Source organism: Pseudoalteromonas sp. 2CM36K (assembly GCF_023161865.1).
Taxonomy (GTDB): domain Bacteria; phylum Pseudomonadota; class Gammaproteobacteria; order Enterobacterales; family Alteromonadaceae; genus Pseudoalteromonas; species Pseudoalteromonas tetraodonis.
This window is the reverse complement of the sequence record NZ_JALNTK010000031.1, coordinates 1-23,708: the sequence shown is the minus strand read 5'-3', so window position 1 is coordinate 23,708 and position 23,708 is coordinate 1. Positions and strand designations below refer to the sequence as shown.

General features: G+C 38.6%; 25 protein-coding genes and 3 pseudogenes. 15 read left to right on the top strand and 13 right to left on the bottom strand.

Annotated features, from left to right (window positions below):
• The first annotated feature begins 127 nt into the window (after nt 1-127).
• Entirely contained in the window at nt 128-1,090 is a 963-nt protein-coding gene (locus MTN97_RS16595; RefSeq protein WP_248474918.1) for a reverse transcriptase domain-containing protein, read from the top strand.
• Entirely contained in the window at nt 1,050-2,450 is a 1,401-nt protein-coding gene (locus tag MTN97_RS16590; RefSeq protein ID WP_248474917.1) for an AAA family ATPase, read from the top strand. Before MTN97_RS16595 ends, MTN97_RS16590 begins: the two co-directional genes overlap by 41 nt.
• A gap of 205 nt (nt 2,451-2,655) precedes the next feature.
• On the opposite strand, the gene MTN97_RS16585 is transcribed toward MTN97_RS16590, so the two are convergent.
• Both MTN97_RS16585 and MTN97_RS16580 read right to left on the bottom strand, forming a co-directional pair.
• Nucleotides 2,656-2,943 (bottom strand): helix-turn-helix domain-containing protein, encoded by a 288-nt coding sequence (locus MTN97_RS16585; protein WP_008464453.1) that lies wholly within the window; start codon nt 2,941-2,943, stop codon nt 2,656-2,658.
• 433 nt (nt 2,944-3,376) lie between these two features.
• Nucleotides 3,377-3,688: a hypothetical protein gene (locus tag MTN97_RS16580; protein ID WP_248474916.1), complete on the bottom strand. Its 312-nt coding sequence runs from the start codon at nt 3,686-3,688 to the stop codon at nt 3,377-3,379.
• Between the two features lie 109 nt (nt 3,689-3,797).
• On the opposite strand from MTN97_RS16580, the gene nhaR reads away from it, so the two are divergent.
• Nucleotides 3,798-4,691 (top strand): transcriptional activator NhaR, encoded by an 894-nt coding sequence (gene nhaR / locus MTN97_RS16575; RefSeq protein WP_248474915.1) that lies wholly within the window; start codon nt 3,798-3,800, stop codon nt 4,689-4,691.
• Nucleotides 4,692-4,843: 152 nt separating this feature from the next.
• Here the strand turns inward: nhaR and MTN97_RS16570 are convergent, their stop codons facing one another.
• Complete coding sequence (locus MTN97_RS16570; RefSeq protein ID WP_248474914.1) at nt 4,844-5,653, bottom strand: sulfite exporter TauE/SafE family protein; 810 nt, start codon at nt 5,651-5,653, stop codon at nt 4,844-4,846.
• Nucleotides 5,654-6,116: 463 nt separating this feature from the next.
• Here MTN97_RS16570 and MTN97_RS16565 point away from each other — a divergent pair, with 463 nt between their 5' ends.
• Nucleotides 6,117-7,091: a DUF1852 domain-containing protein gene (locus MTN97_RS16565; RefSeq protein ID WP_248474913.1), complete on the top strand. Its 975-nt coding sequence runs from the start codon at nt 6,117-6,119 to the stop codon at nt 7,089-7,091.
• A 31-nt stretch (nt 7,092-7,122) separates the two neighbouring features.
• The gene (locus MTN97_RS16560) at nt 7,123-8,163 is read left to right on the top strand and encodes a methionine synthase (protein ID WP_248474912.1); all 1,041 of its coding nucleotides are present in this window, start codon (nt 7,123-7,125) and stop codon (nt 8,161-8,163) included.
• A gap of 195 nt (nt 8,164-8,358) precedes the next feature.
• Here MTN97_RS16560 and MTN97_RS16555 read toward each other — a convergent pair.
• Nucleotides 8,359-8,493, bottom strand: a pseudogene (locus tag MTN97_RS16555) (IS982 family transposase); the annotation flags it as partial.
• Nucleotides 8,429-8,578 carry a hypothetical protein gene (locus MTN97_RS16550; RefSeq protein WP_248474911.1) on the bottom strand — a complete coding sequence of 50 codons (150 nt, stop codon included), beginning with the start codon at nt 8,576-8,578 and terminating at the stop codon, nt 8,429-8,431. The gene MTN97_RS16550 and the pseudogene MTN97_RS16555, both read right to left, overlap by 65 nt.
• A gap of 129 nt (nt 8,579-8,707) precedes the next feature.
• Between MTN97_RS16550 and MTN97_RS16545 the strand changes: the two genes are divergently transcribed.
• Entirely contained in the window at nt 8,708-9,058 is a 351-nt protein-coding gene (locus tag MTN97_RS16545; protein WP_248474910.1) for a hypothetical protein, read from the top strand.
• Nucleotides 9,042-9,275 (top strand): heparan-alpha-glucosaminide N-acetyltransferase domain-containing protein, encoded by a 234-nt coding sequence (locus tag MTN97_RS16540; RefSeq protein ID WP_248474909.1) that lies wholly within the window; start codon nt 9,042-9,044, stop codon nt 9,273-9,275. The genes MTN97_RS16545 and MTN97_RS16540 overlap by 17 nt, the downstream gene beginning before the upstream one ends.
• An 865-nt stretch (nt 9,276-10,140) precedes the next feature.
• Here MTN97_RS16540 and MTN97_RS16535 read toward each other — a convergent pair.
• Nucleotides 10,141-11,007 (bottom strand): LysR family transcriptional regulator, encoded by an 867-nt coding sequence (locus MTN97_RS16535; protein ID WP_248474908.1) that lies wholly within the window; start codon nt 11,005-11,007, stop codon nt 10,141-10,143.
• Nucleotides 11,008-11,111: 104 nt separating this feature from the next.
• Between MTN97_RS16535 and MTN97_RS16530 the strand changes: the two genes are divergently transcribed.
• The 3 genes and pseudogenes from MTN97_RS16530 to MTN97_RS16520 all read left to right on the top strand — a co-directional run.
• Nucleotides 11,112-11,612, top strand: a complete 501-nt coding sequence (locus MTN97_RS16530; protein WP_248474907.1) for a lactoylglutathione lyase family protein — start codon at nt 11,112-11,114, stop codon at nt 11,610-11,612.
• 161 nt (nt 11,613-11,773) lie between these two features.
• Complete coding sequence (locus tag MTN97_RS16525; RefSeq protein WP_409418118.1) at nt 11,774-11,926, top strand: hypothetical protein; 153 nt, start codon at nt 11,774-11,776, stop codon at nt 11,924-11,926.
• A gap of 203 nt (nt 11,927-12,129) precedes the next feature.
• Nucleotides 12,130-12,411, top strand: a pseudogene (locus MTN97_RS16520) (GNAT family N-acetyltransferase); the annotation flags it as partial.
• 38 nt (nt 12,412-12,449) lie between these two features.
• Here the strand turns inward: MTN97_RS16520 and MTN97_RS16515 are convergent.
• A complete protein-coding gene (locus MTN97_RS16515; RefSeq protein ID WP_214551874.1) occupies nt 12,450-12,869 on the bottom strand; it encodes a hypothetical protein in 420 nt (139 codons plus the stop codon).
• Nucleotides 12,870-12,974: 105 nt separating this feature from the next.
• Here MTN97_RS16515 and MTN97_RS16510 point away from each other — a divergent pair, with 105 nt between their 5' ends.
• A complete protein-coding gene (locus tag MTN97_RS16510; protein ID WP_248474906.1) occupies nt 12,975-13,955 on the top strand; it encodes a ChaN family lipoprotein in 981 nt (326 codons plus the stop codon).
• Between the two features lie 66 nt (nt 13,956-14,021).
• On the opposite strand, the gene MTN97_RS16505 is transcribed toward MTN97_RS16510, so the two are convergent.
• The 4 genes from MTN97_RS16505 to MTN97_RS16490 are packed head-to-tail and all read right to left on the bottom strand — an operon-like array spanning nt 14,022 to nt 17,381.
• Nucleotides 14,022-14,741 (bottom strand): HugZ family protein, encoded by a 720-nt coding sequence (locus tag MTN97_RS16505; protein ID WP_248474905.1) that lies wholly within the window; start codon nt 14,739-14,741, stop codon nt 14,022-14,024.
• Entirely contained in the window at nt 14,738-15,526 is a 789-nt protein-coding gene (locus MTN97_RS16500; RefSeq protein ID WP_051498254.1) for a heme ABC transporter ATP-binding protein, read from the bottom strand. Before MTN97_RS16500 ends, MTN97_RS16505 begins: the two co-directional genes overlap by 4 nt.
• Nucleotides 15,523-16,575, bottom strand: a complete 1,053-nt coding sequence (locus MTN97_RS16495) for an iron ABC transporter permease (protein WP_024602445.1) — start codon at nt 16,573-16,575, stop codon at nt 15,523-15,525. Before MTN97_RS16495 ends, MTN97_RS16500 begins: the two co-directional genes overlap by 4 nt.
• Nucleotides 16,572-17,381: a hemin ABC transporter substrate-binding protein gene (locus tag MTN97_RS16490; protein WP_248474904.1), complete on the bottom strand. Its 810-nt coding sequence runs from the start codon at nt 17,379-17,381 to the stop codon at nt 16,572-16,574. The genes MTN97_RS16495 and MTN97_RS16490 overlap by 4 nt, the downstream gene beginning before the upstream one ends.
• A gap of 137 nt (nt 17,382-17,518) precedes the next feature.
• Between MTN97_RS16490 and MTN97_RS16485 the strand changes: the two genes are divergently transcribed.
• A complete protein-coding gene (locus tag MTN97_RS16485) occupies nt 17,519-19,600 on the top strand; it encodes a TonB-dependent hemoglobin/transferrin/lactoferrin family receptor (protein ID WP_036983575.1) in 2,082 nt (693 codons plus the stop codon).
• Nucleotides 19,601-19,891: 291 nt separating this feature from the next.
• Here MTN97_RS16485 and MTN97_RS16480 read toward each other — a convergent pair whose 3' ends face one another.
• On the bottom strand, nt 19,892-20,500 hold the full coding sequence (locus tag MTN97_RS16480) for a hypothetical protein (RefSeq protein WP_138561057.1): 609 nt from the start codon (nt 20,498-20,500) through the stop codon (nt 19,892-19,894).
• Between the two features lie 225 nt (nt 20,501-20,725).
• Nucleotides 20,726-21,265, bottom strand: a pseudogene (locus MTN97_RS16475) (TonB-dependent receptor plug domain-containing protein); the annotation flags it as partial.
• A gap of 160 nt (nt 21,266-21,425) precedes the next feature.
• Between MTN97_RS16475 and MTN97_RS16470 the strand changes: the two are divergent.
• The 3 genes from MTN97_RS16470 (at nt 21,426) to MTN97_RS18160 (ending at nt 23,576) form a co-directional block, all read left to right on the top strand.
• Nucleotides 21,426-22,046 carry a fused MFS/spermidine synthase gene (locus tag MTN97_RS16470; RefSeq protein ID WP_024602440.1) on the top strand — a complete coding sequence of 207 codons (621 nt, stop codon included), beginning with the start codon at nt 21,426-21,428 and terminating at the stop codon, nt 22,044-22,046.
• Complete coding sequence (locus MTN97_RS16465) at nt 22,039-22,935, top strand: spermidine synthase (RefSeq protein WP_248474903.1); 897 nt, start codon at nt 22,039-22,041, stop codon at nt 22,933-22,935. The genes MTN97_RS16470 and MTN97_RS16465 overlap by 8 nt, the downstream gene beginning before the upstream one ends.
• A 464-nt stretch (nt 22,936-23,399) precedes the next feature.
• Complete coding sequence (locus MTN97_RS18160; RefSeq protein WP_248474902.1) at nt 23,400-23,576, top strand: hypothetical protein; 177 nt, start codon at nt 23,400-23,402, stop codon at nt 23,574-23,576.
• Nucleotides 23,577-23,708 lie beyond the last annotated feature (132 nt).

The window sequence follows — 23,708 nt, the reverse complement described above, 5'->3', positions numbered from 1 at the left end:
TGGAGTCTTTCGCTTTTTTCACCTTGCTTCAAATCTAAACTCTAAAACTTATAAAGTTGATTCGATTTGTGTTTGTCGTTATGTTTAATTTACATAGTAAACTCATAATTTTTCTGAGGAGGTTTTAATGCACTTAAAAAGCTTAGAGAAAGCTTTTAATACTATGTTTCATAACCCTCAATTATTTGAAGAGTTCCTTTGTTCAGATTTATCGAACGAAGTAGAAGAGTTTTACATAGGCAAAGAAAAACCACGAAAAGTAATCCGAGTATCTGAAAAATTTAAAACATTTCTTCGCTTTATCGATAAAGTCATTTTACAGCACTTAAAAATAAATGAGGATGTTGTACATTCGTATATCAAAGAAAAAAGTGCTATGTCAGCTGTGCAATCGCATGTGAATGGTAAGTATTTTTTAGTTTCTGATATTGTGAGTTTTTTTTCAAACGTAAGTTCAGAAGATGTAAAAAAAATATTAGTGGCAAACGTTTCAAATATTCCAATTGAAGATATTGAGGATTACATACCGAGAATAGTTACATTAGTTTGTTGGAATAACTGTTTGCCTGTTGGTTTTGTAACTTCCCCTAAATTAAGTAATGCTGCACTCTTCCAATTTGATTCTGCAATGGCTGATTATTGTAAAAAGCAAAACTTAACTTACACCAGGTATTCAGATGACTTAATTGTATCAAGTCAAGCTCGAGAGCCGCTAATAGAACTTCAAACCCAATTACAGAGCTTAATTTCACAAAATACAAACGGACAGTTAGAAGTAAATCTCGATAAAACTAAAATATATACGATAGGTCAGCCATTTACGATTCTTGGATTAGTAATTACTCAGTACCAAACATTAACTATTAGTCGAAAACATAAAAACCATTTGGAGGTGGCTCTTCATTATTTCGTGACGGATAAGTTGCGTTTTAAAGATTATTTGGAAGAGCATTTCGCAGGAAAAGAACAGTCTTTATTTGGCTTACTTCATTATGCAAAATCTGTTGAACCAAGATATATAAATAAGTTGCAACGCAAATATGGAGCTTATGCAATTACAGACCTCTTGGAAAATAAGTGGAATGACTAAGCATCAAGTATCAATAAAAAATGTTAAGAGCTTTCAATCATTAAAGCTGGAATTTAACTTTTCTGAGCAACAAATGATCGTTATAACAGGAAAAAACGGCATAGGTAAAACTACGATTGTTAAAGCGCTTAAGCAAATTTATGACCCTAAAGTATTTACACACACCTCTAGCGAAGGCTCTATCAGTGATTCAAGTGAAATATCGGTTCATTTAAGTCACCATCCTGAAGTGATATTTCAATACAACAAACACTTAAAAGCGCTTGATACTAAAAGTGTACTACCTGCAAAGAATACAGTGGTTGCAGAGCTTCCAGTTCCATTTGGTGACCGCTTTAGGCGTTATTCTGATGTATCAGCTATCGATGTAGATTTGAGAACTAATATTGCTACCTCAAACTATAAAGTTGCTGATGAGCTCAAAGCATTTTTGGTTTCAGTGTATGGGCATTTATCAAGCCATAGATATGAAAATTTATGCGAAACAAGAGTAAAAGGAACTAAGTATTATTTTATACCGCAAGATGATGATTATTATTTAAGAGAAGATCATTTTAGTTCAGGTGAATTTTTTCTGATTCAATTGTTCCGCTTTATCAAAACGGGTGCAAAATTTATAATTATTGATGAAGTTGATATTGCTTTAGATGCTGTCGCACAAGTGAATTTATACAATGCACTGACTGAGATTCTGCAAGGCACAGAGTCTAAAATAATACTTATTTCGCACTCATTAGCACTAATGAAAAAAACTCCCGATGGTGCTTTGTTTTACCTAGAAAGTATTCAAGGAAAGTTAACTTTAGAGCCTAAATCATTTGGTTATATAAACTCTGATTTATATGGTTTCAAAGGCTCAGATAAATACATCCTTACAGAAGATCCTGTACTAGAAGGGTTTATACTATTTATTATTCAATATTTTAATATACAACCTGACTATGAATATAAAGTGATTGGTGTAGGTGGTTGTAATCAATTAAAAACCTTACTTATGAAAAATGAAGTAGATGAGCTCTTCTCAAATGCAGAAAATGTTTTAGCTGTACTTGATAATGATGCATACCCTGATTTTAAAAGTTCTTATGAAGGAAGAAGTGGTGTCGTTAGTTCCGGAATCGATGATCTTGAGTTATTCATATATTTAAATAGGGAAACGTTATTTACTGATAATTTTGTACCACCTTATGCTGAGTCTTCAAGACCTAAAACAGCATCTAAATCTTATTGGAAATGGTTAACTGTTGATCGAACACCTCTTTGCAGACCAATAGAGCTCTATAAAAAGGTAGTCGAACAGGCTGTCGAAGAATCACAATTACTTGCAGGTCATTTAAAAAGCTTTCTATATAGAGATTAATGATCTAAATACTATATTTTTTATAACAGTATTACTTTCTCAATTTCAACGTATACGAAAATATAAATACGCTCGAATTTTTTAATTGAGCAAAAATTATTTAAAACGTGTGCTAAGAGCTAACTTTTATTTTTACTTCCAAAAACCATTACTATCTTGTAACTGGCTCATGAGCTGTTTGCCAGCATAAACATTAAGTGATCTATTATTCATGCTCAGCCACCATGTTCTGGATTTGCATTAGTAATTTATTTTTAGCCTTTTCATCATGTTGAGGTACAACCACGTCTATTTTTACTTCTAAGCCTAAAGCTTCCATTAAATCAAACGCGCGGCCAATTGATAACGAACCTGTGCCATTTTCAAAATCACTTACTGTATTAATACTAATACCGGAGAAATCTCCCGCAGTTTTTTGGTCAAGCTTTTGGCTTTTTCTCACAATGCTAGCCAATTTACCTAATTGTTTTGCTGACTTTATCGTGACTTCCATTACCAATCCAAAATTCACAGTGTTTTGTGAATAATAGTTAAAAAAGTACAAAAAAGCTAATAATTCACAATATTTTGTGAATTATAGCGAAAGTTAACTTACTAAAGAATAAATTCACAGTATTTTGTGAATTAGTAAATTAATAGGCATGAACCTAATAAATTCACAATAAACTATGAATTTAGGTAATTGAAAATTTCACTCTCTTTTTAATCAAAATGTAACGGGGGTTTACAGCTGAGGTCAAAGGTTAAAGGAACAAGGTCAAAAAATTTTAGTTACGTTAAGTTTGGTATAGTCCAACAAAACCCAACAAGGAAATACTGCTCAATAGGTAATAAGTGAATCGTTTAATGTTAAACATAGCTTGGTACGAGAATAGAAATAAAAAGAGTAGCATCCATGCTACTGCAAGTGCGATATTAATAAAAAACTAAGAGCTTGGTTGCGAAGGTTGATACTTATTAACGAGAATGTGCTGCAAACTTTTAAGTGCCCGCTTTATCGCTTGCAGCATACTTCTTCCCTTTGTATTTACATTAATACTGGGTAGCCCAGTCAAAAGAATATTAATTTTGCATTGCTGCAAAGTGCCGTGGCGCTCACTTGAAAGATCATTAATTTGAATCTCTACTTTACGAATATTTAAAGCATGTTTTTCCAATTGGCTTTTTATCAACTTCAAAAGCGACATCTTTTCACTTGCGTTAATTATCTTGTTTTTAACTGTAAGTTTTAGCTTCATGCAATTACACCTTTTAATAGTAACTATGTTGCAGGCATGACTGTAATCTACTAACTTAGTGGCAAAGGAAAAAGCTGATTATTTCTTACTTTAAAACAGGTATTTTCGAATGATTACCAACATTAACTACAATCACTTATATTATTTTTGGCAGGTAAGTAAGCATGGAAGTATTGCAGCGGCGAGTAAAATACTTAATTCAACGCCGCAAACGGTCAGCTCACAAATTACTAACTTAGAGCAACGATTAGGAAAACCACTGTTTGTTCGCCAAGGGCGAGGCCTACAGTTAACTGAATTTGGCCATGTAACTCAGCAATACACCAATGATATGTTTGCTATTGCTCACGAATGGCTAGAAACCACGCAAGGTGATACCACGCAATACTCACGAACGTTAAAGGTGGGTATTTCAGATGTGTTGCCTAAATCACTGGTGTCGAAGTGGCTAGCGCCTTTAATTAATAACGACCGTATTACAAACTTACACTGTATTGACGGCCAACAAGATGAGCTGCTTGCACAAATGGCGATTCATAAGCTCGACTTAGTGTTAGCCGATAAACCACTCGATACTACTTTGCCATTTAAGGCGTTTTGTCATGAAATAGGTAAAAGCCAAATCGCTCTTTTTGGTAACGAAACATGGCATTCGCAGTTACATAAGCAGTTTCCGCAGTCTTTAAATAACAAGCCTTTAGTGCTCCCCGCAAAAGAAAGCCCTGTCGCGCGGGCTATTTATTATTGGCTGCAAGAGCAAGACATTGAAATGACAATAGCTGGCCATGTTGACGACAGCGCATTAATGAAGTCACTCGGTGAGCAAGGGTTTGGGATATTCCCTGCGCCTATTTTGGTAAGAGCCGAAGTAGAGCGCCATTACGGCGTAAATTACATTGGTACAATTGATAATGTTTATCAGCATTATTATGCCTTTACGCCCGACAAGCTCATTAAAGACAGTATTTATGACGAATTTATAAAGCACGCGCAAATGACGTAGATTTTAGTTAATCACCTTAAGATGTTAAAGGTTAAAGGATTCGGACTCTAACGCTCAACACCTACGCGGGATGAACCCGCTGCTACTAGTCGCTAATATTCTAGGTAGCAGCGGCTTTATGCCGCGTGTTTTTAAGGCTCATATAAATGCTCTTATCGAGTAAACATATTAATTGCCATTATTATTAATAAGCCGGCAAATATTTTTTTAATGGTTGAAACCGGTAAGTAATGCGTGGCTTTAGCACCGAGTGGCGCAGTAAACCATGAGGTGCATACAATACCCAATAAAGCGGGCAAATACACAAAGCCTGCAAATCCTTGTTTTAGGCTAAATAACTGGCTGCCTGAGCTGATATAACCTATTGAACCAAACAGCGCTATCACAATGCCTGAGGCCGAGGCGCAGCCAATGGCTTTTTTCATATCAACAGAAAAAAACGTTAGTAGCGGCACTAATACTGCCCCGCCGCCAATGCCAATCATGGCAGATAACCCACCGGTTATGGTCGTATAAACACTCAGTAGCCCTTTGTTTGGTAACGGGCGCGCTATTGCGGAATCACTCTTACCTGAAAAAATCATTTTTAGTGCAATTAGCACTACGCTTACAGCAAACACCAAACGCACTACATGCTCAGGTAACAGCGCAGCCATAAAGCCACTAATAAGCGCGCCAAAGGCAACGCCTGCCATAACCCAAGGTGCAATATCCCAGGGTACATTGCCATTTTTATGATGCGCAATAGCCGACGAGGTCGAAGTAAATAAAATAGAGGCCAGCGAGGTCGCAATGGCAACCACCACCACTTGTTCAGGTGGCAAAGCATTAAAGTGCAGTAATATCATGCTGAGTATGGGTACAATAACCAGACCGCCCCCTATTCCTAATAAGCCTGCTAAAAAACCAACACCACTGCCAAGTATGGCGCAGTAAATAATTAACACTATTAAATCACTCATTCCTTTTGTCTCTTCTTATGTTAGGGGTTGTTATGCTCTGTGGCGGTGAGTTGCGTGTAAAAAACGTTTAATAAAACAGCTAAGCTCACCAAGGTTTACTCGAGTATATCAACAACCGTTTATGCAAATGCCACTTTAAGTGCCTATAAGCATTGAATAATACTCACGTTTTGTATGAATAAATCACAACACCCGTAAAAACATCTAGAAGTCTAGACTTCTAAAGTGGGTTTTGTCGCAGAGGGGGCGTCTACTAGCCTAATTTATTCATGCAACTTAGTAAGAGAGTGAATCTGGCTCATGTTTTACCTGAAATAATACCGTTTTTCTTCATGCTACATAGCGCGTATAAATTTATTAACTCTGCACAGCACCATTACAGTTATCCCGTTAGTTTGGTTTTAACAGCGAGTAATGTGTCATTGATAAAAGCAGTAACAACTCAGATTGAAAGGATACGGCTATGAGCACTGATCTTACATTTACGATTAAAAGCACTAACTTGGATGAAAACTATCATCCATCAAATAACACACGTATTACGACCAATTTCGCTAATTTAGCAAGGGGTGAAAGCCGCCAACAAAACCTGCGAAATACCCTAAAAATGATCAACAATCGTTTTAATGCACTGGCCAGTTGGGATAACCCAGAAGGGGAGCGTTACGAGGTTGAGCTCAAGATCATTTCGGTTGATTTAAACATTGCAGGCAGTGGCCAAGCATTTCCGTCAATAGAGGTATTAAAAACCAATATTATTGACCACCAAACTAACGAGCGAATAGAAGGCATAGTGGGTAATAACTTTTCATCGTATGTGCGCGACTACGATTTTAGTGTGTTATTGCTTGAGCATAACAAAAGCAAACCGCAATTTAGTATTCCCGATAACTTTGGTGACTTACACGGCAAGTTGTTTAAATGCTTTGTAAACTCAGATACCTATAAACAGCATTTTAAAAAGCCACCAGTTATTTGCTTAAGCGTGTCTGATAACAAAACCTATCAGCAAACCGAAAATCTACACCCCATTTTAGGCGTAGAGTATCAGCCTAATGAGTCGTCGTTAACAGAGCAATATTTTAAAAAAATGGGCTTACAAGTGCGCTACTTTATGCCACCAAACAGCGCTGCACCGTTAGCCTTTTACTTTTTTGGTGACCTACTTAACGACTACAGCAACCTTGAGCTAATTAGCATTATTAGCACCATGGAAACGTTTCAAAAAATTTATCGTCCAGAAATTTATAACGCCAATGCCGCCGCAGGTAGCCGTTATAAACCAAATTTAAAAAATGACGATCATTCGTTAACGCAAATTGTGTATGACCGCGCAGAGCGAGGTCAATTAGCGGTTGAGCAAGGCAAATTTACCGAGCAGCATTTTATTAAGCCTTATCAGTCAGTGCTGCAGCAGTTCTCAGCAAGTATCGCTTAATCACACAACAAAATTAAAGGCAGCATTTATTATGAAAAAACTATTACCTACATCATCAGCAGGCAGCTTGCCAAAACCGTCATGGCTTGCTGAGCCCGAAACCTTATGGTCGCCATGGAAATTACAGGGCAGTGAGCTGGTTGATGGCAAACACGACGCCTTGCGTATTTCCCTACACGAGCAACAAACCGCAGGCGTAGATATAGTCAGCGATGGCGAACAAACTCGCCAACACTTTGTAACCACCTTTATTGAACATTTAAATGGCGTTGATTTTGAAAACCGTAAAACAGTTAAAATTCGCGACCGTTACGACGCCAGCGTACCCACAGTGGTTGGCCCTGTGTCTCGCACTAAATCGGTATTTGTTGAAGACGCTAAGTTTTTACGCCAGCAAACCAGCCAACCAATTAAATGGGCATTGCCAGGGCCAATGACCATGATCGACACCCTGTATGACGATCACTATAAAAGCCGTGAAAAACTAGCATGGGAATTTGCTAAAATACTCAACCAAGAAGCCAAAGAGCTAGAGGCCGTAGGGGTCGACATAATTCAATTTGATGAACCTGCTTTTAACGTGTTTTTTGACGACGTAAACGACTGGGGCATAGCCTGCTTAGAGCGAGCCATAGAAGGGTTAAAATGCGAAACCGCCGTGCATATTTGCTACGGCTACGGCATTAAAGCCAACACCGATTGGAAGAAAACCCTTGGCACCGAGTGGCGACAATACGAAGAAGTATTCCCTAAGCTGCAAAAATCGAATATTGATATTATTTCGCTCGAATGTCAAAACTCACATGTACCCATAGAGCTACTCGAACTGGTACGCGGTAAAAAAATAATGGTGGGCGCAATCGATGTAGCCACCAATACTATAGAAACACCCGAAGAGGTGGCCAAAACCCTACGCGAAGCACTTAAATATGTAGATGCCGATAAACTCTACCCCTGCACCAACTGCGGCATGGCACCCCTACCCCGCGACATCGCAAACGGTAAACTTAACGCCCTAAGCAAAGGCGCAGAGCTAGTACGCAACGAGTTATTAGCAGCGAATGTCGCTTAATTTTTAGTTACAGCTGCTGCAAAAAAAGCCACACCTCAACAAATATTGAAGTGTGGCTTTTTTGATCAAAATGTAAGGGGGGTTTACAGTTAAAGTGCAAGGTCAAAGGTGAAAGGGAAAAGGTTTAAGTTCGTTGAATATTGGTTGGGTGAGTGCAGCAAACCTAGCGTAATTAACCTCAGAACTGCATAAGAATTAAAGCCGAGTCACTTTTATACTCGGCTTTTTAGTCTGAAAAGTATAGGCAATTAATCCAGCCATTAAATTAACCATAAATGAGATGCCGCTGCGGTGCCTTGTGTGGTCTATTTGAGCCATATTTTTCAGCTGACTCTATTAGGTGTTTAATCCATTGAGGTTCAAACAATAAACAAAAATCATCGACACCTAGGTAAATTGCATCTAAGTTATTCATGCCCTTGCCTCGGTAATCTTATGTTTCTTGGTCGAAAGATCTGATCACCGCAAGGGCATTTAGTTCCATTTCTTATGTGCAGCTCAGGTTATTTACGCTTCTTGTCGTGGGTTTAACCTGAATAACGACGTGTTAGTAAGTAAAACTGAGCAAACCAAAGCGTTTACTCATTTTATAAGCCAAGTTGGTGAATGGATAAATACCGACTACGCGCTGGATAAAAAAGAACAAGCACGGTTATTACTCGATTCATTAAGTAGCGCCATTGATCGAGCTCATAGTTTAGCCCTTGCTACTATTTTACATATCAACAATTGCCATCGTCAGCTGCACACCGTTATTTGTGAACACTTAAATCTTGATGCGCCATTTACTGAAAAAACCCAGCGTTTAGCCTGTTGCCGCTATTATTTAGCCTGTTATAGCAAATGCCAAACCTGCCCTAAAAAGGACATTAATACCAATGAACCAACGTCTTAAAACGATTGATCTTGTGCGTGGTGCGAGCGTTTTCATTATGATTATTGTGCATACCTTATGGATGTATGCCTCCACAACGCTTCAAAGTGAAAGCGCATTTGGTACGGTTGTACATATACTTGGCAAAGGCACCGCCTCGTTTTTGGTGGCAATGGGGCTATTTATGGCGCTTTCGCGCAGGCAAACACCCTTGCTATTAATTAAGCGTGGCATATAGCTTTTACTGCTTGCTTATTTAATGAATGCGGCCAAGTCCTGGCTGCCTATTGAAGTATTTAATACCATGCCTGAGGCGTTTATAAATGCGTATGGCTGGCAAAGTCCGCTCAGTGCTGGGCAGTTACAATTATTTTACAACTGGCTGGAGTTAGCTTATTGCTATTTGGTGTGCTTAATATTGACCGTTGGAAAACAACATGGATTGCGGGTTTAGCCATTGCAATTGCAGTTTTGAGCCAGTTTGTAAGGCGGCTGCAATTTACGCTTTCACCTTATTTTAGCGATTTGTTTTTTTGCTAATAACTATCAGGTGTATTTTCCGGTATTTCTTTTGATAAGTGCGATATTAACGGGGTATGTACTTTGTCGTTAATACCTTAGTAACCACCAATGTGCCGATTACTTATATAAAGTATGTGCACAACTTGGTGCTGCTTTACTAGTTATTGGCGGCATATGGTTAGCCATTGATTTTAAAGGTCAGTTTGGCAAATTTTTTAATTTAAATGGCGGCGGTATTAGCTATTTAATTGGCTTAAATTTATGTGCCCTAGCGGCTATACAGTATATTTTTGCTGATAAATATAATGGCCCTATTACACGTGCTCTTTTATATGCCTGTAAACATGTTACCGCTTTGTATGTTATTCAGTGGGTGCTTATTTGCTGGTTTATGGGTGTGTTTGGTTATCATACGCAGTCGCTTGTGCCAACCTTGTGCCTAATGGCGCTTATGAGTTTACTCACTTTTGCAATACACAAAATGTATTTGCAAACTAAGTTAACCCTACTTGGTTTTAAGCAAAAATCTAAACGTGCAGCATAAACTGTAAAGGGGCTTTACGGACGCTGATTTGGGTGCCCTAGCTTGCTTTTATTGCGTCAATAACGCTATGCATACGCTTTGCTAACGGCCTATTTCGGTGATGGCATACATAAATATTTTCGCTAATCGGTTTGGTTAAATGATGCGTTTTAATAAGCGCAGGTTTATTAAAAGCACTTACTGCGTGTGCGGGTAAAACCGTAAAACCGAGCCCTAAACTTACCGGCTCTAGTATTAAACTTATTTGGTTAGAAAACCCCGTGCGCTTAATTTGATCAACATGTTCAAACTCACTGTAGTTTTCGCTAAGTAAAAGCTGCGCGTGGTGTTTTGCATCGGGGTGGCTAATAAAACCCAGTTCATTTAATGCGCTCCATGTTGGATTTTTTATTGCGGCCGGTGTTACCAATAGTAAAGGTTCTTGGCCTATTTTATGGCTAGTAACTTCGCTAAGGGTAGGCGCTTGAGTTAAAAAGCCAATATCGGCACTATGATTGGCCACCGCTTGTTCAACATTGGTATTTGGAGCAAAGCGGTAATCTATAATAAGCTTCTTGTGCTCTACTTGCAGTGCTAATAGTTGATTGTAAAACTTTAGCCCGCAACTGCCTGGCGACTGTATTTTTACTAAACCGCTGTAAGGTGAATCATCTTTTAATTGCTGCTCTAAAAACTGCCATTCTTTTAATAATAAGCTGCCTTGCTGATACAAGTTTTGCCCCTGAACGGTAAGGGTAAATTGTTTACCGTGGCGCTCAAGCAAGGCGCAATCTACTTGCTGCTCTAACTTTTTTATATGTTGGCTTACGCCTGACTGGGTCATATAAAGGCGCTCGGCGGTTTGGGTAAAATGGTTTACCTCAACTAAAGTACAAAACGTGTTTAACCATGTAGGATTTATCATTACAAAACATACTCAAAATGATGATTAATGATAATTTTACTTAATGTTGGTCGGTTCGTAAACTAATTCCATCAACTAAACATAGTTAAGTAGGAGTATTTATTATGAGTCATACATATCCACGTAGTTTTTCGCACATTGGTATTTCAGTACCGGATGTTGAAAAAGCCGTAGAGTTTTACACTAAGGTGATGGGCTGGTACACCATAATGGAGCCGACTGTGATCACTGAAGACAACAGCCCAATTGGCGAAATGTGTACCGATGTATTTGGTCCAAATTGGGAAAAATTTAAAATAGCGCACCTTTCAACAGGCGACCGTGTTGGGGTAGAAATTTTTGAATTTAAAGACCAAGAAAACCCTAAAGACAACTTTGAATACTGGAAAACCGGTATCTTTCATTTCTGTGTACAAGACCCAGATGTTGAAGGCTTAGCGGATCGTATTGTTGCTGCAGGTGGTAAAAAGCGTATGCCAGAGCCACGTTACTACTACCCTGGCGAAAAGCCGTACCGCATGATCTACATGGAAGACCCATTTGGTAACATCCTTGAGATTTACAGCCACAGCTACGAGCTTATATACAGCGCAGGCGCTTACTAAACTTAGCTCGTTTAAAAAGTTTAACTATAAACAAAAAGGCCGCAGTATTTATTACTGCGGCCTTTTTGTTCCTAAAAGAATACATTGCCTAGATGTATTAGTGCTGATAACGTGATAAAACAAAACTACTTATAACTTCATATTTTAAATTAAGGACAATAATGAACATTTCATTGGAAGATGTCACCTCTGCTAATTACGAAGAGGTATGCGATTTAGACGTTACCAAAGCGCAACAAGAATACGTAGCGTGTAATATGTGGTCGCTTGTTGAGTCTCATTATAATGTTGGGCATACCTGTAAAGCGAATTAACCTGAACTCTGGATAATAAATCTATCTCAAGCAGCTATTTTCAGCGCTAACTTCGTTGAATTTACTTGCAATAGGCTAGCTATTGACGCGTAATTTCGCCTTATTTTCACTGAAAATCTCTGGCTAGAGAGAATAAGCATGAATATCAATTTTGACTCAATACGTTAGTAAATCCCTTAACCAGAGTTCAGGTTATTTAGCAAAATAATAAGCCTGTAGGCTTTTTTATGTGGGTGTAAGAAACCCCTACAAAGGTTTCTATTTGGCGTTTTATGGTAGATAAACATCATCAAAATAAAGGTATTGGCCGCCAAGCATTATTCATGGCAATTGCAGAGATTAAAACGACTTCTAAGCTTGAACAAATCGAGATTTGTTATAACCCGCAAAACCCTGTTGCTAAGGATTTTTATTCTAGTTTTGGGTTTGAAGAAGTTGGCCTAGATGAAGACGATATGTTAGCCATTATTAATATAAAAAGTTAACCCAATTTTGTTTAGCGCGTTGCTTATTGCCATAAAAATTAGTGCTTAGTAAGGTGTGGAGGATGTTGCAGTGCTAATTTTTTTAGCTGTGTAATGCATGAAAGCGCTAAGTCATGATATTCATCGTCACTATACAATATTTCGTTTAGCAGATTAATAGATTGTATGAGTGCATTGTGCGCAGCACTTTGTTCGCCTAAAAAGTGAAGTGTGGAATAAAGGCGCTCTGTAAGTGAGGTAATTTGTACTACTTGCTGTTTGTTTGCACAATTATACATTTGAGCTAACAAGGACGCACTTTCAAGTGCACACCCCAAGTACGGCAATGCTTGTGCAAATTGGTATCGTTTAAACAGCGCTTCGCCACTTAGCTGCGCGTTTTGAATATCTATAATTGCTTGTTCTGGTTGACATAAAACATGTTGTTTGTGTCGAGCACATAAAAAAGGTAAGGCCATGGTACGTTCCATATCTGTATATTTTTTAAGACTGTAAAACAGAAACTCCAAAACATCAAATGATAATTGTTTTTATTTGCATTTGTGGGTTTAAAGCAGTTTGTTGTGTATACTAACTTCATTGTTTTGATTCTTATTTTTATAAAAACCGATATGAAAAACCCATTTTTAGCACTTGTTTTATTCAGTGGATTATCAGGCTGCAGTATAAACACAGTATCAGTATCTCAAAGTTCATCCTTGTATAATTACGGGCTTTATAACGCAAATGGCCAGCGAGTTAATTCAATATTGTCAGAGTCCACGCTTTTGAATGCCGATGTTGTTTTAGTTGGTGAGTGGCATACACACCCCGGTGTGCACTTATTTCAAGCTGAGCTATTTCAGCAATTAAGCACGCAAAATAAGCCTATTGCTCTATCGCTTGAGCAATTTAGCCGCGCTGATCAGCAAACACTAAGCCTTTACCTTGAGAGTAAAATAGGTGAACAATACCTAATTGATAATACTAAGGCTTGGGCTAATTATAAGAGTGATTATCGTGCGTTAGTGGAATTGGCGAAGATGCAAAATAGCGATGTAATAGCTGCAAATGCGCCTAAGCATATTGTTACCTGTATTGGTCGCCAAGGTATTAATTATATTAATAAGCTCGACGCACAGCAGCGTAGTTTTATTGCAAAAGAGATAGATATTTCTCCAAGCCTTTATAAAGAACGCTTTATGCAATCCATGCATCATGGAACGGCGAGTAAAAACGAAAAACTATACGCCGCGCAAGTTACTTGGGACGAAACCATGGCTGAGTCTATCGTTAACTATATTAGTCAAAATAAGGGCACGCAGGTTATACATTTAGCCGGTGACTTTCATGTGAGAAATGGTGAAGGCATAGCGCGGGTAATTAAGCGAATTGCCCCAGAGCTTAATATTGTATGGATATCGCCAGTATCAAAAGTACAATCTGAGCAAAGTGGTTATCAATTAGAAGTTAACGCTTTGCCTGCTCGCTATGTGCAAAAAGCACATCAACAAACTGCATTTAAAGCGTTAGCTAAACGAGGCGAGCAAACAGCCTGCTTATAAAATAACGACATAGTTAGTGAATTTCTTAAACAGGGCTCAGGTTAACTATGTCGTCATGTATTTAGTTTATTTACTTCGAGCTTGGTTGGTTAGCTCAACCAGCGCTTTACGTATCTCTAATGGGCTATCGCACTCGTTCGCAAAATTAATAAAGTAATTACGCTTGTGGCTTTGTATATAAAAGCCTGTGGGTAGTAGGCCGCTCATTATTGGGGTGTTATCGGCTACGTTATAGTGCTGCATTAATATCAGCGACATAGCATCTTGATGATCTTCATTCATATGAGTGATCATGGTTTGCTGCTGGCTTTCATCCCATTTTTTAGGCTGAGCTTGCCACTCGTTTTGCTCAAGCCAAAATATTTTTCCAAAACCGCCAATATAACGCACCCGCACTACATCTAATTGCCAAAGCTGAAAATCATGCGCATTGCGATAGCTTGCAGCCTCAGGGTACAAAGCTATATATTTATCAAGTAGCACTTCGCTTTGCTCTTTTGCCACAATAGAGCCATCACCTACGAGTGTTACTCGCCCATGTTCGTTTTGATCGCCATAATCGGCGGCATCAAAAATAGTCAGACTCATGCGTGAGTCCTGTTTTAAATTTTTGGTGTGCTGAGCTATGTCACTAATAAAAAAGTAGATGCGGCCTTGTTCGTCACACATATAAGGTGTAACAGAGCCAAACGGATAGCCGCGTAAATTATTTGAAATGGTCGACATTACGCCGGCATGGGTTTTAAAAACGAGCGTGCGTGCGTCGTTTAATGCTTGTTCTCTCATGAAAACTCCTGACGTTGAGAAAAAACCATGGGCGCATCGTTATAAGGATGAGGGTTAACGTGCAATTTCATGGCGTACATTTGTTGTAAGTTTTGTGCTGTTAAAACGGTATTTATAGACCCGCTTTGCAGCACTTTTTGGTTGTGTAATAAGATAGCGTTGGTTGCATAAAGGCTTGCTAAATTAAGATCGTGTATAGCAATAATGGCGCTGTTTCCTTGCTCTACAAAGGTTCTAACACAGCTAAGTAAGGTATGTTGATGACGCATATCTAGCGCTGATGTTGGCTCATCGAGTAACATTAATTTAGGCTCAGTTTGCGCAGTAAAAGCATCTAACTGGGCTAATGTGCGCGCCATATGAACACGCTGTTGTTCGCCGCCCGAAAGCGCACTCATTCGACGTGTTAGGTAATGGGTTAAATCCATAAGTGAGGCATATTTTTGAACTTTATTGGCTTGTGTTTTAAGAGACTCTGTATAGGGATAGCGACCCATAGCAATGAGTTCAAATACACTAAAATCAAAGCCAACATGGTTACTTTGCATCATTACAGCGCGCTTGCTAGCTAATTGCTCTTTAGAAAATGAATGCAAAGGCTTGGTATTAAATAGTATATCTCCCTCAAAGGGATGCATGCCTGCCAAAGTATGCAGTAAGGTTGATTTACCTGCACCATTTTCGCCTATCAGAGCGACAAGTTGTCCTGCTTGGATATTGCCGCTAATATCCTCTAAAACACGATGCGTGTTAAAGCCTATATTGAGGTTGTTAAACGTGATCATGACCAATCTCGCTTATTTTTAATGATCAAATATATAAACAGAGGAGCCCCAAGTAACGCCGTTATAATGCCTATCGGCAGCTCCGCAGGCATAACAACCAAGCGTGCTAACCAATCTGAAAGTAGCAATACAATGACACCTAAAAGCATACAAAGTGGCAGCATATTCCGTAAGTGTGGGCCAACCATGAGGCGTGCGATGTGAGGGACAACTAAACCAACAAAGCCAATTAAACCTGTTAGCGCAACCACCGCACCTACGCCCAATGCAACTAATATAATGACGTATAATTTAAGCTTGCTGGTATCCACTCCTAAGTATTGGGCTTGTGATTCACCGATAAGAAGTAGATTCATTGGCTCTTTTAATCGCCATAGCCCGATAAGACTCAGTAATAGCAAAGGACTCGCCTGTTTTATATTATCCCAGCTTGCACCGCCTAATGAGCCCATGGTCCAATAGTTAATTAACCGCAGTGCGCTGTCATCGGCATAAAAACTTAATAATCCAATAACAGCGAATGCCAATGCATTAATGGCGACACCGACTAATATAAGTGTATTTATATTAATTTGTTTTTGTTGTTTTGAGACTAAATATACCAGCGACGTTACTGATAGTGCGCCCAAAAATGAGGCATAAGGTAAGTAGTGTTGGGCGTTAAAATTAAATTGTGCACTAAGGGCAATAAAAGCAACCGCGACCATTGCAGCGCCTGCGCTTATACCAATAATAGAAGGATCAGCAAGCGGGTTACGACACAGCGCTTGAGTTGCAGCTCCTGTTTGTGCAAGTACTAAACCCACCATCACTGCAAGGACAAAACGAGGCAGGCGTATTTGTGTAACCACATTGATTTGTAGCGCATCAAATTGACTAAAATGTTCAGGAGCTAGCCATGCAATCGCTAAACGCCAATCCCACCCTGCCGCTCCATAGCCTATGCTAAGTAATGCTAAAGCAAAAATGCAGCCATAACTTAATAGCATCCACTTATGCGGATTACTCAGTGTTATGGCGTTAAAACGATTCAAAGTTAACGTGCTCATAAGCGTGTTTTATACTCATGCAATGCTTGAATCGCAGTAGCAATACGCGGCGATATGCCCAGTGAAAGTAAGCTGTCCATGACCAGTAATTGACACTCTTGCGCTGCTTTTAATAAGCGAAGTGTAGGCTGTTTACAAAAGGCTTGTTTCCCACCAAGGCTTTGCACAACATGCGCTGGCGCCACTAAAAAATCGGGCTGATTTACAGCCAGTACTTCACTGTTAATTGCTTTAAAGCCTGTATGCGTAGCAGCTATATTGGTAATGCCCGCATAGTTAAACAGTAAGTTGGGCACCGTTTCTTGTCCTGCTGCGACGAGCCCACGCTCATTAGCTGAAAGTAAAAACAAAGCGTTATGAGTCTGTGTTTTTGCTTTAGTAGGTAACGATTTTTTTATTTTAGTAATTAGGTTTTGAGCTTTTAGGTTTGCATCTAAATCACTACCAAGGTGCTTAATTAGCGCAAGTAGTTCATTTACAGAAGTCGGCTTTTTATAGTGAATAACCTTCACTCCGGTCGCTTCTATTTGCTTGAGCGCCTGCTCTCTTCCTGCACCTTCAAGTGCAAGTAACGCAGTTGGATGCATTGAAAGCACTCCCTCAGCGGCTAGATCTCGATAGTAGCCTACCTGTGGCAATTGTGTTGCTTGTTGCGGATACATACTCGATTGGTCAACCGCTACTAAACTATTTTGTTTTTCTAGTGCGTAGATTATTTCAGTTAATGTGCCGCCAGCACTGATCACACGCTCTTTAGCGAGTGCTGATTGAGTGGCTAAAGCCAGAAAAAAAATTAGGTACTTCATAACAAACTCCGATTTTATTTTTTAGTATTATAACCACTTTAATCTAAATGAAAATGATTATCATAATTAATTGATCTTATTTTGGGTTAGTTGTAACATTTAAAAGTAAATAATAACTATTATCATTTGGAGTGGAGATGAATCCCTTTTCTTTTAAATTTACAGCATTAGCCTCTTTGTTAATTAGCTCTGGTAGCGCACTGGCCGAAAATATTATTGACGATCATATTGTGGTTAGTGGTTCTCGCTTTGAACAAAAGCTAGAAGATGTAACTGGCTCAGTAACGGTTATTACCGAACAAGATATTGAGCGTCAACTCGCTGTAGATTTACAAACGATGTTTAAATATGATCCAAGTATCTCAAGTACTGGCAGTGGCGCAGGCGCGCAAACATTAACTGTACGGGGTGTTGGTGGCAATAGAGTTGTTTTTATTAAAGATGGAAGACGCACAAACGATGGCTACGCTGGCGGCGGCGGTTATTTAGTGGGTCGAAACTACTTTGATGTTGCTGGTGTTAAACAAGTTGAAGTTGCAAAAGGGGCGGCATCATCGCTATATGGTTCTGATGCACTAGGGGGAATTGTAGTAATAACAACTAAAGATCCAAGTGATTATTTAGTGGATCAACAAAGCTTGGTAAAAGTAGCGTTAGGCTACCAAGGCCAAAGCAATCAGGTTGCTGCTGATATTACAGCAGCAAAAGATTTAGGTGACTTTGCTATTAGCGCTGTTTATAGCCATCGCGATAGTGAAGAAGTACAAAATTACGTTGAAAATTTACCAGGTTACGATGCCCGCTCGGACGCTTTACTACTTAAAGTTGAGCAAAAATTTGATGAAAAACGAACCCTTAAGTACACCTTAGATTACTTTAACCAAACGACAGAGCAAGTAATCACTCCATCCATTCAAGAAACCGAAGACGAAGATACAAATATCTCATTTGCACTCGATTATGATTCAAATATGGCAACAGCCATATTTGATAAATGGTATGGGCAACTATCCTATAGTCGTTACGAGCAACAAAGTGACCAAATAAGCGCGGCTAGAAATTACATTGATTATAATGACTACGGGTTTGAGCAAGATATTTTAGGCCTAAAAGCGGTATTTAATAAGGAAATTAAAGGAGAAAATACCAAGCATGAATTTGTTTATGGAATCGATATTGATTTATATGATACAACACGACCACGCTTAAAAACCCGTGTATTAAATGATGGTACTGTTGATTTTACGAATGAAAAACAAAAAGCATTTCCTGGCGCCGATACTTCTTTAGTTGGTGTATATATGCAAGACAGTATTAAATTTAATGAGACTGATTGGTCGTTAGTTGCGGGTATTCGTTACGATTATTATGCACTTGAAGCTAAAAAAGATGCGCTATACGCTGACACCGAGCTTGATGATATTACCGAATCTGCGTTTTCACCAAAGCTGGGTGTGATTTATCAGGTAGACGATAATTTATCTTGGTATGGGCAATATGTTCGAGGCTTTAAAATACCGCCACACGACCAAGCCTATCAAAGCCATGGTGTTGAGCCATTTTATCAAATATTACCAAACGCAGATTTAGACCCTGAAAGCAGTGACTCATTTGAGATCGGATTAAGATACGCAAGTAGCGATATTAGTGTAAATCTAAGTACCTTTTATGCTGCCTATGATGACTTTATCGAAACGGCAATTGCGGGTGTTGAACCAACTTATATTCCTAATGTAAATAAAACATTTTACCAATACCAAAATATTAGCGAAACCCAGATCAGCGGTGTAGAAGCTGGTATTGCTATGTATGTTACCGACGATATTTTATTAGAGGCCAATGTTGCTTACGTAGATGGTGAAAACAAAGACTCTGACCAGCCACTCACTAGTATTAGCCCGTTAAATGGTTCTATATTGGTAAGCACTGAGTTTGGCAATGTTAATTGGACCGCTGCTTGGCGTTTAGCTAAGGCGCAGTCTGATGTAGTACTTGATACTAATGGTAATAAAACAACACAAGGTAACGGTTATGGTGTTGTTGATTTATATGCAAATTATCAGTGGCAAGCATGGCAAATGAATGTAGGTTTACTTAACCTACTCGATAAAGAGTACGTACCGTTTGAACTTATTGCTGGTCAATCCAAAGGCACTGATTTTAGCCAATATAGCCAACCAGGACGTAATGTTTCGGCTCGGATAAGCTATCAGTTTTAATTAATATTAAAAGTTGTGTATATACCAATCAGCATAAATATCTGAATAATTTAACGGATTGAATTTTTCTATGTCTAAGCTGATTGGTATATAAAGCACTAAAAACACTGCGTATTGCGCCATAGTGTAAAGGGGGTTTACGCCCCGTGATCTTTGTACTGCTCATATCTTTCAATAACACTATTCATACATTTTCAAAAGAGTGCGCTTAAATCAATATTGGTTTACTAAAGGCACTTAAGGCATGCGTATTCAACACCAGAAACCTAAGCTAATTATAAAAAGGAGGTATTAGCTCGAACAGGTTACGTCACTCATATCGAAAGTATGCGTTAAACCAGCAGGATCTTTATTAATTACTATTAGGTTATTCTTTTCAATGTAAAAAGTGTATTCGCGCATCCAATTGAGTTTAGCAATTTGTTTTAGCTCATAACGGCCAAATGCTAGCGGGCAATTTAAATATACATAATGGTAGGCTTTCCCCATCGCGCCAGGGTCTGCGGTGTAAATATAAATAGTACGATCAGTAAACGTGCTTTGTTTATGAATATAATCAGGGGTTGATAATGAAGAACCATTGAATAAAATCCCTAAACACAAAAAAGGAATTTGTATTACACCGACTAATGTAAGAATGATAAAGAACAACCACTGAGCGATTTTATTTTTAATTATGCTTTTAATTTTTTCAGATTTGGCGAGCAGTAATATTAAACCTGTAATTACCAACACCAATTTTATATAAAGTAAATTATGGCTTAATGTATCCATAAGCCTTGGAGAGTGCCAATTTAAACCCCAAAGCGCTCCACCATGCATACTCTCCAGAAAGGGTAACAATAAACATGCCGTAATAAGAAAGATAATTAACGAGACATTATTGCTGCTTTTATCCATTGATTTTTGTCCTTTAATCTAACCGGAGTCGCTGTATTTTTAGTGTAATATTTATAACATAATTTAAAATGCAGCGTACCTAAAATGTTATAAACAAGATAGCTACCTAAAAAAGTAAAAGTATCTTTAAAGATGGTAAGCAGCTACTTATTATCCAAAAAAAAGCGCCTTAACCACTACATTAAGACGCTTTGGATGAAAAACTATAAATAACTAGACGTTAAAAATGCTGGGTGTATAGTCACTTTCAACGCGGTTAAAATTATCACTACCTAAGCTAAGTTTTAGCTCACCCTGTTGCTCAAATTGAGGTTTTTTGGTCACGATATTAACTGTACCGCCGGGCTCTGAGCGGCCATAAAGTGCGGAGCTTGGACCTTTTAATACTTCAATGTACTCAATGTTTGATACATCACGAGGGCCGCTGAATCCGCGTCCACCGCTAAAACCATTAATTAAGTAACCCGATGGCATGTTTTCGTTACCCAATAATCCACGAATCGAAAAGCTATCCCATAACGCGCCACTGTTATTTTTACGTGAAATACTGGCAGAAAAATCCAGCGCATCTTGTAATTGAGTTATTCCTTTTTGATCAAGTACTGCGTTATCGAGGGTTTCGATTGATTGTGGCATTTGCTTTTGAGGAATATCGCCTCGGTAAGCTTGTTTATATGTAACCGCAATTTTCTCTATTGGTTGACTTTGGGCAATGCTTTGTGCGCTTGCACTTAAGCAGGCTAAGTAAATTAATAAGTACTTCATAAAATGCTTTTAGTAATGTTATGTTATAACTCAAACTACAGCATTTGTTACTTTATAACAAAATGTTTTTTGCGCTCTATGTATGCGTCTAATTTTTACACTAGCGACTATGCAGCTATCACGTTAAGATGGGTAAAAATAACACAATAAGAACAATATAATGTTAACAAAAACAAATGCATTAATTTACTTTTTAGCGTTTAGTAGTGGCTTTAGTATTATGGGAATAGAGCTATTAGGTGGGCGCATTTTAGCGCCTTACTTTGGCAGTAGTGTACATATCTGGGGCAGTATTATTACTGTATTTATGCTTAGCTTATCATTTGGGTATTTACTGGGGGGTAAGCTGTCTATTCGTCATCCTTCGTTGACCAAATATGGGTTAATCTTTTTAGTTGCCAGTATTATGGTACTACCCATTGCTTTGTTTGCTGAGCCAATTATGGCATTTATTTTTTCGCATATTGAAGACAGTCGCTATGGCTCGTTACTCGCCTCAACCGCGTTATTTTTTATACCCACCATTATTTTAGGCATGATCTCGCCCTACTCCGTACGTTTGCTGGTTACAAACAGTGAGCGCAGCGGCCAAGTGGCAGGTGGCCTTTATTTTGTAAGTACCTTAGGCAGCGCACTGGGCACCATTATAACCTCTTTTTATATGGTATTGGCGTTTGATGTTAACGCGATTATTTTAGGTTTTGCTGGTGTATTAGGCACGCTTGGGCTAATTGCTATTACCTTTGACAAACTTAAAGTACGAGAGGCCGTTTATGCTTAAGTTTAAATCCCTGTTTGTTTGTATTACGGCGCTACTGTTTTCATCATACAGTGCAGCTAATGTTGTGCATAAAGAGCGCTCCTTGTATCGAAATCTACTTGTTGAAGAAACTGGCGATTTACGCTGTTTAAAGTTTGATGAAAAAACCCGACAAAGCAGCCAAAGTTGCATGTACATTAGCGACCCTAAAAAACTCGTGTTTAACTACACTAAGCTGGCTTTTTCTAGTTTGTTACTGATTGATAACCCTAAAAAAGTGCTCATTATTGGTTTAGGTGGCGGTACGCTTTCTAATATGATTCATGAGCTATACCCAAAGGCACACATTGAAAATATAGAAATAGACCCTGCGGTAATTAAAGTGGCGCGCGATTATTTTAACTTTTTAGAAACCGATAACGTAACTGCTAAAGTGCAAGATGGGCGTATTTTTATTAAACGTGCGGCGCTTAAAAAACAGCAATTTGATTGGATTATTTTGGATGCGTTTAATGGCGACTACATTCCTGAGCACTTACTCACAAAAGAGTTTTTTGAAGAGATAAAAAGCGTATTAGCCGAAGGCGGAATTGTTGCTGCTAACACGTTTTCATCAAGTAAACTCTATGAACATGAGTCGGCAACCTATCATGCAGTATTTGGCGATTTTATTAATGTAACAGCCAATAATAACAGTAATCGTATTATTTTGGCTGGTTATAGCAATATCCCTACAGAGCAACAAATAGCACAGCGGGTGACGCAGCTAGCTCCGTTACTTGCTCCTTATGGCGTAGATATAAAGGCAATTAGCCAGCGTATGTTTTTCACTAAAGATGGTAAAGATTGGCCAAGTGATACTAAGGTGCTGACAGATCAATACTCTCCAGCTAATTTACTTAATTTTTGATTGCTATTACATGGTCACTTATATCCGGTGGCCATTACTTATTAAAAAGATAATATTTTAAGGAAGCGATAATGCACATTCACTTTATTATTCATGAACATTTTGAAGCGCCAGGCGCTTATGAAGCTTGGGCTAAAATGAATGGTCATACGCTGTCTTAAACCGTATTTATTTAGCTGAACACTTACCACAACATGCTGATGATATAGACTTTTTAATTGTAATGGGCGGGCCACAATCGCCCGCTATATAGCTTGCAGAATGCGCCTATTTTGATAGCAAAAAAGAACAAGCCTTTATTGCCAGCATGATCACGGCAAACAAATTGGCAGTGAGCTTAATGTGGGGCATTGGCATAACGATATGCCAGGCTGACTACTACAGCCAGTATTATTGCCAATAGCGAAGGTTGTCCAAGGCAAATAGTCGCTTATAGCGATTTAGTCTTTGGTTTTCAATGCTACATGGAATTGACCACCGAGGTGGTTACCCTCCTCATTGCCAACGATGATTTAACCAATGCCCATAATTACCGCTTTGTTGAACAGCCCGAAAAGCTCTTAAGTCATGACTATAGTGAAATGAACAATAAGCTTTATACTTTCTTAGAAAAGCTTGCTGCGCACTATTTATCAAAATAATACTTATTTAACCTGAACTCTGGATAATAAATCTATCTCAAGCAGCTATTTACAGCCACGGCAAGATCATTATAAATTGAACTTATAGAGCAAGTAGCGATCAGATCAAGGCATAATAATTACTTGGTCGCA

Bases quoted from the DNA above. Each gene is read 5' to 3' on its own strand.
- MTN97_RS16595 (WP_248474918.1), top strand. From the start codon at position 128: ATGCACTTAAAAAGCTTAGAGAAAGCTTTTAATACTATGTTTCATAAC.
- MTN97_RS16590 (WP_248474917.1), top strand. From the start codon at position 1,050: ATGCAATTACAGACCTCTTGGAAAATAAGTGGAATGACTAAGCATCAA.
- MTN97_RS16585 (WP_008464453.1), bottom strand. From the start codon at position 2,943: ATGGAAGTCACGATAAAGTCAGCAAAACAATTAGGTAAATTGGCTAGC.
- MTN97_RS16580 (WP_248474916.1), bottom strand. From the start codon at position 3,688: ATGAAGCTAAAACTTACAGTTAAAAACAAGATAATTAACGCAAGTGAA.
- nhaR (WP_248474915.1), top strand. From the start codon at position 3,798: ATGATTACCAACATTAACTACAATCACTTATATTATTTTTGGCAGGTA.
- MTN97_RS16570 (WP_248474914.1), bottom strand. From the start codon at position 5,653: ATGAGTGATTTAATAGTGTTAATTATTTACTGCGCCATACTTGGCAGT.
- MTN97_RS16565 (WP_248474913.1), top strand. From the start codon at position 6,117: ATGAGCACTGATCTTACATTTACGATTAAAAGCACTAACTTGGATGAA.
- MTN97_RS16560 (WP_248474912.1), top strand. From the start codon at position 7,123: ATGAAAAAACTATTACCTACATCATCAGCAGGCAGCTTGCCAAAACCG.
- MTN97_RS16550 (WP_248474911.1), bottom strand. From the start codon at position 8,578: ATGAATAACTTAGATGCAATTTACCTAGGTGTCGATGATTTTTGTTTA.
- MTN97_RS16540 (WP_248474909.1), top strand. From the start codon at position 9,042: ATGAACCAACGTCTTAAAACGATTGATCTTGTGCGTGGTGCGAGCGTT.
- MTN97_RS16535 (WP_248474908.1), bottom strand. From the start codon at position 11,007: ATGATAAATCCTACATGGTTAAACACGTTTTGTACTTTAGTTGAGGTA.
- MTN97_RS16530 (WP_248474907.1), top strand. From the start codon at position 11,112: ATGAGTCATACATATCCACGTAGTTTTTCGCACATTGGTATTTCAGTA.
- MTN97_RS16525 (WP_409418118.1), top strand. From the start codon at position 11,774: ATGAACATTTCATTGGAAGATGTCACCTCTGCTAATTACGAAGAGGTA.
- MTN97_RS16515 (WP_214551874.1), bottom strand. From the start codon at position 12,869: ATGGCCTTACCTTTTTTATGTGCTCGACACAAACAACATGTTTTATGT.
- MTN97_RS16505 (WP_248474905.1), bottom strand. From the start codon at position 14,741: ATGAGAGAACAAGCATTAAACGACGCACGCACGCTCGTTTTTAAAACC.
- MTN97_RS16500 (WP_051498254.1), bottom strand. From the start codon at position 15,526: ATGATCACGTTTAACAACCTCAATATAGGCTTTAACACGCATCGTGTT.
- MTN97_RS16495 (WP_024602445.1), bottom strand. From the start codon at position 16,575: ATGAGCACGTTAACTTTGAATCGTTTTAACGCCATAACACTGAGTAAT.
- MTN97_RS16490 (WP_248474904.1), bottom strand. From the start codon at position 17,381: ATGAAGTACCTAATTTTTTTTCTGGCTTTAGCCACTCAATCAGCACTC.
- MTN97_RS16485 (WP_036983575.1), top strand. From the start codon at position 17,519: ATGAATCCCTTTTCTTTTAAATTTACAGCATTAGCCTCTTTGTTAATT.
- MTN97_RS16480 (WP_138561057.1), bottom strand. From the start codon at position 20,500: ATGGATAAAAGCAGCAATAATGTCTCGTTAATTATCTTTCTTATTACG.
- MTN97_RS16470 (WP_024602440.1), top strand. From the start codon at position 21,426: ATGTTAACAAAAACAAATGCATTAATTTACTTTTTAGCGTTTAGTAGT.
- MTN97_RS16465 (WP_248474903.1), top strand. From the start codon at position 22,039: ATGCTTAAGTTTAAATCCCTGTTTGTTTGTATTACGGCGCTACTGTTT.
- MTN97_RS18160 (WP_248474902.1), top strand. From the start codon at position 23,400: ATGGAATTGACCACCGAGGTGGTTACCCTCCTCATTGCCAACGATGAT.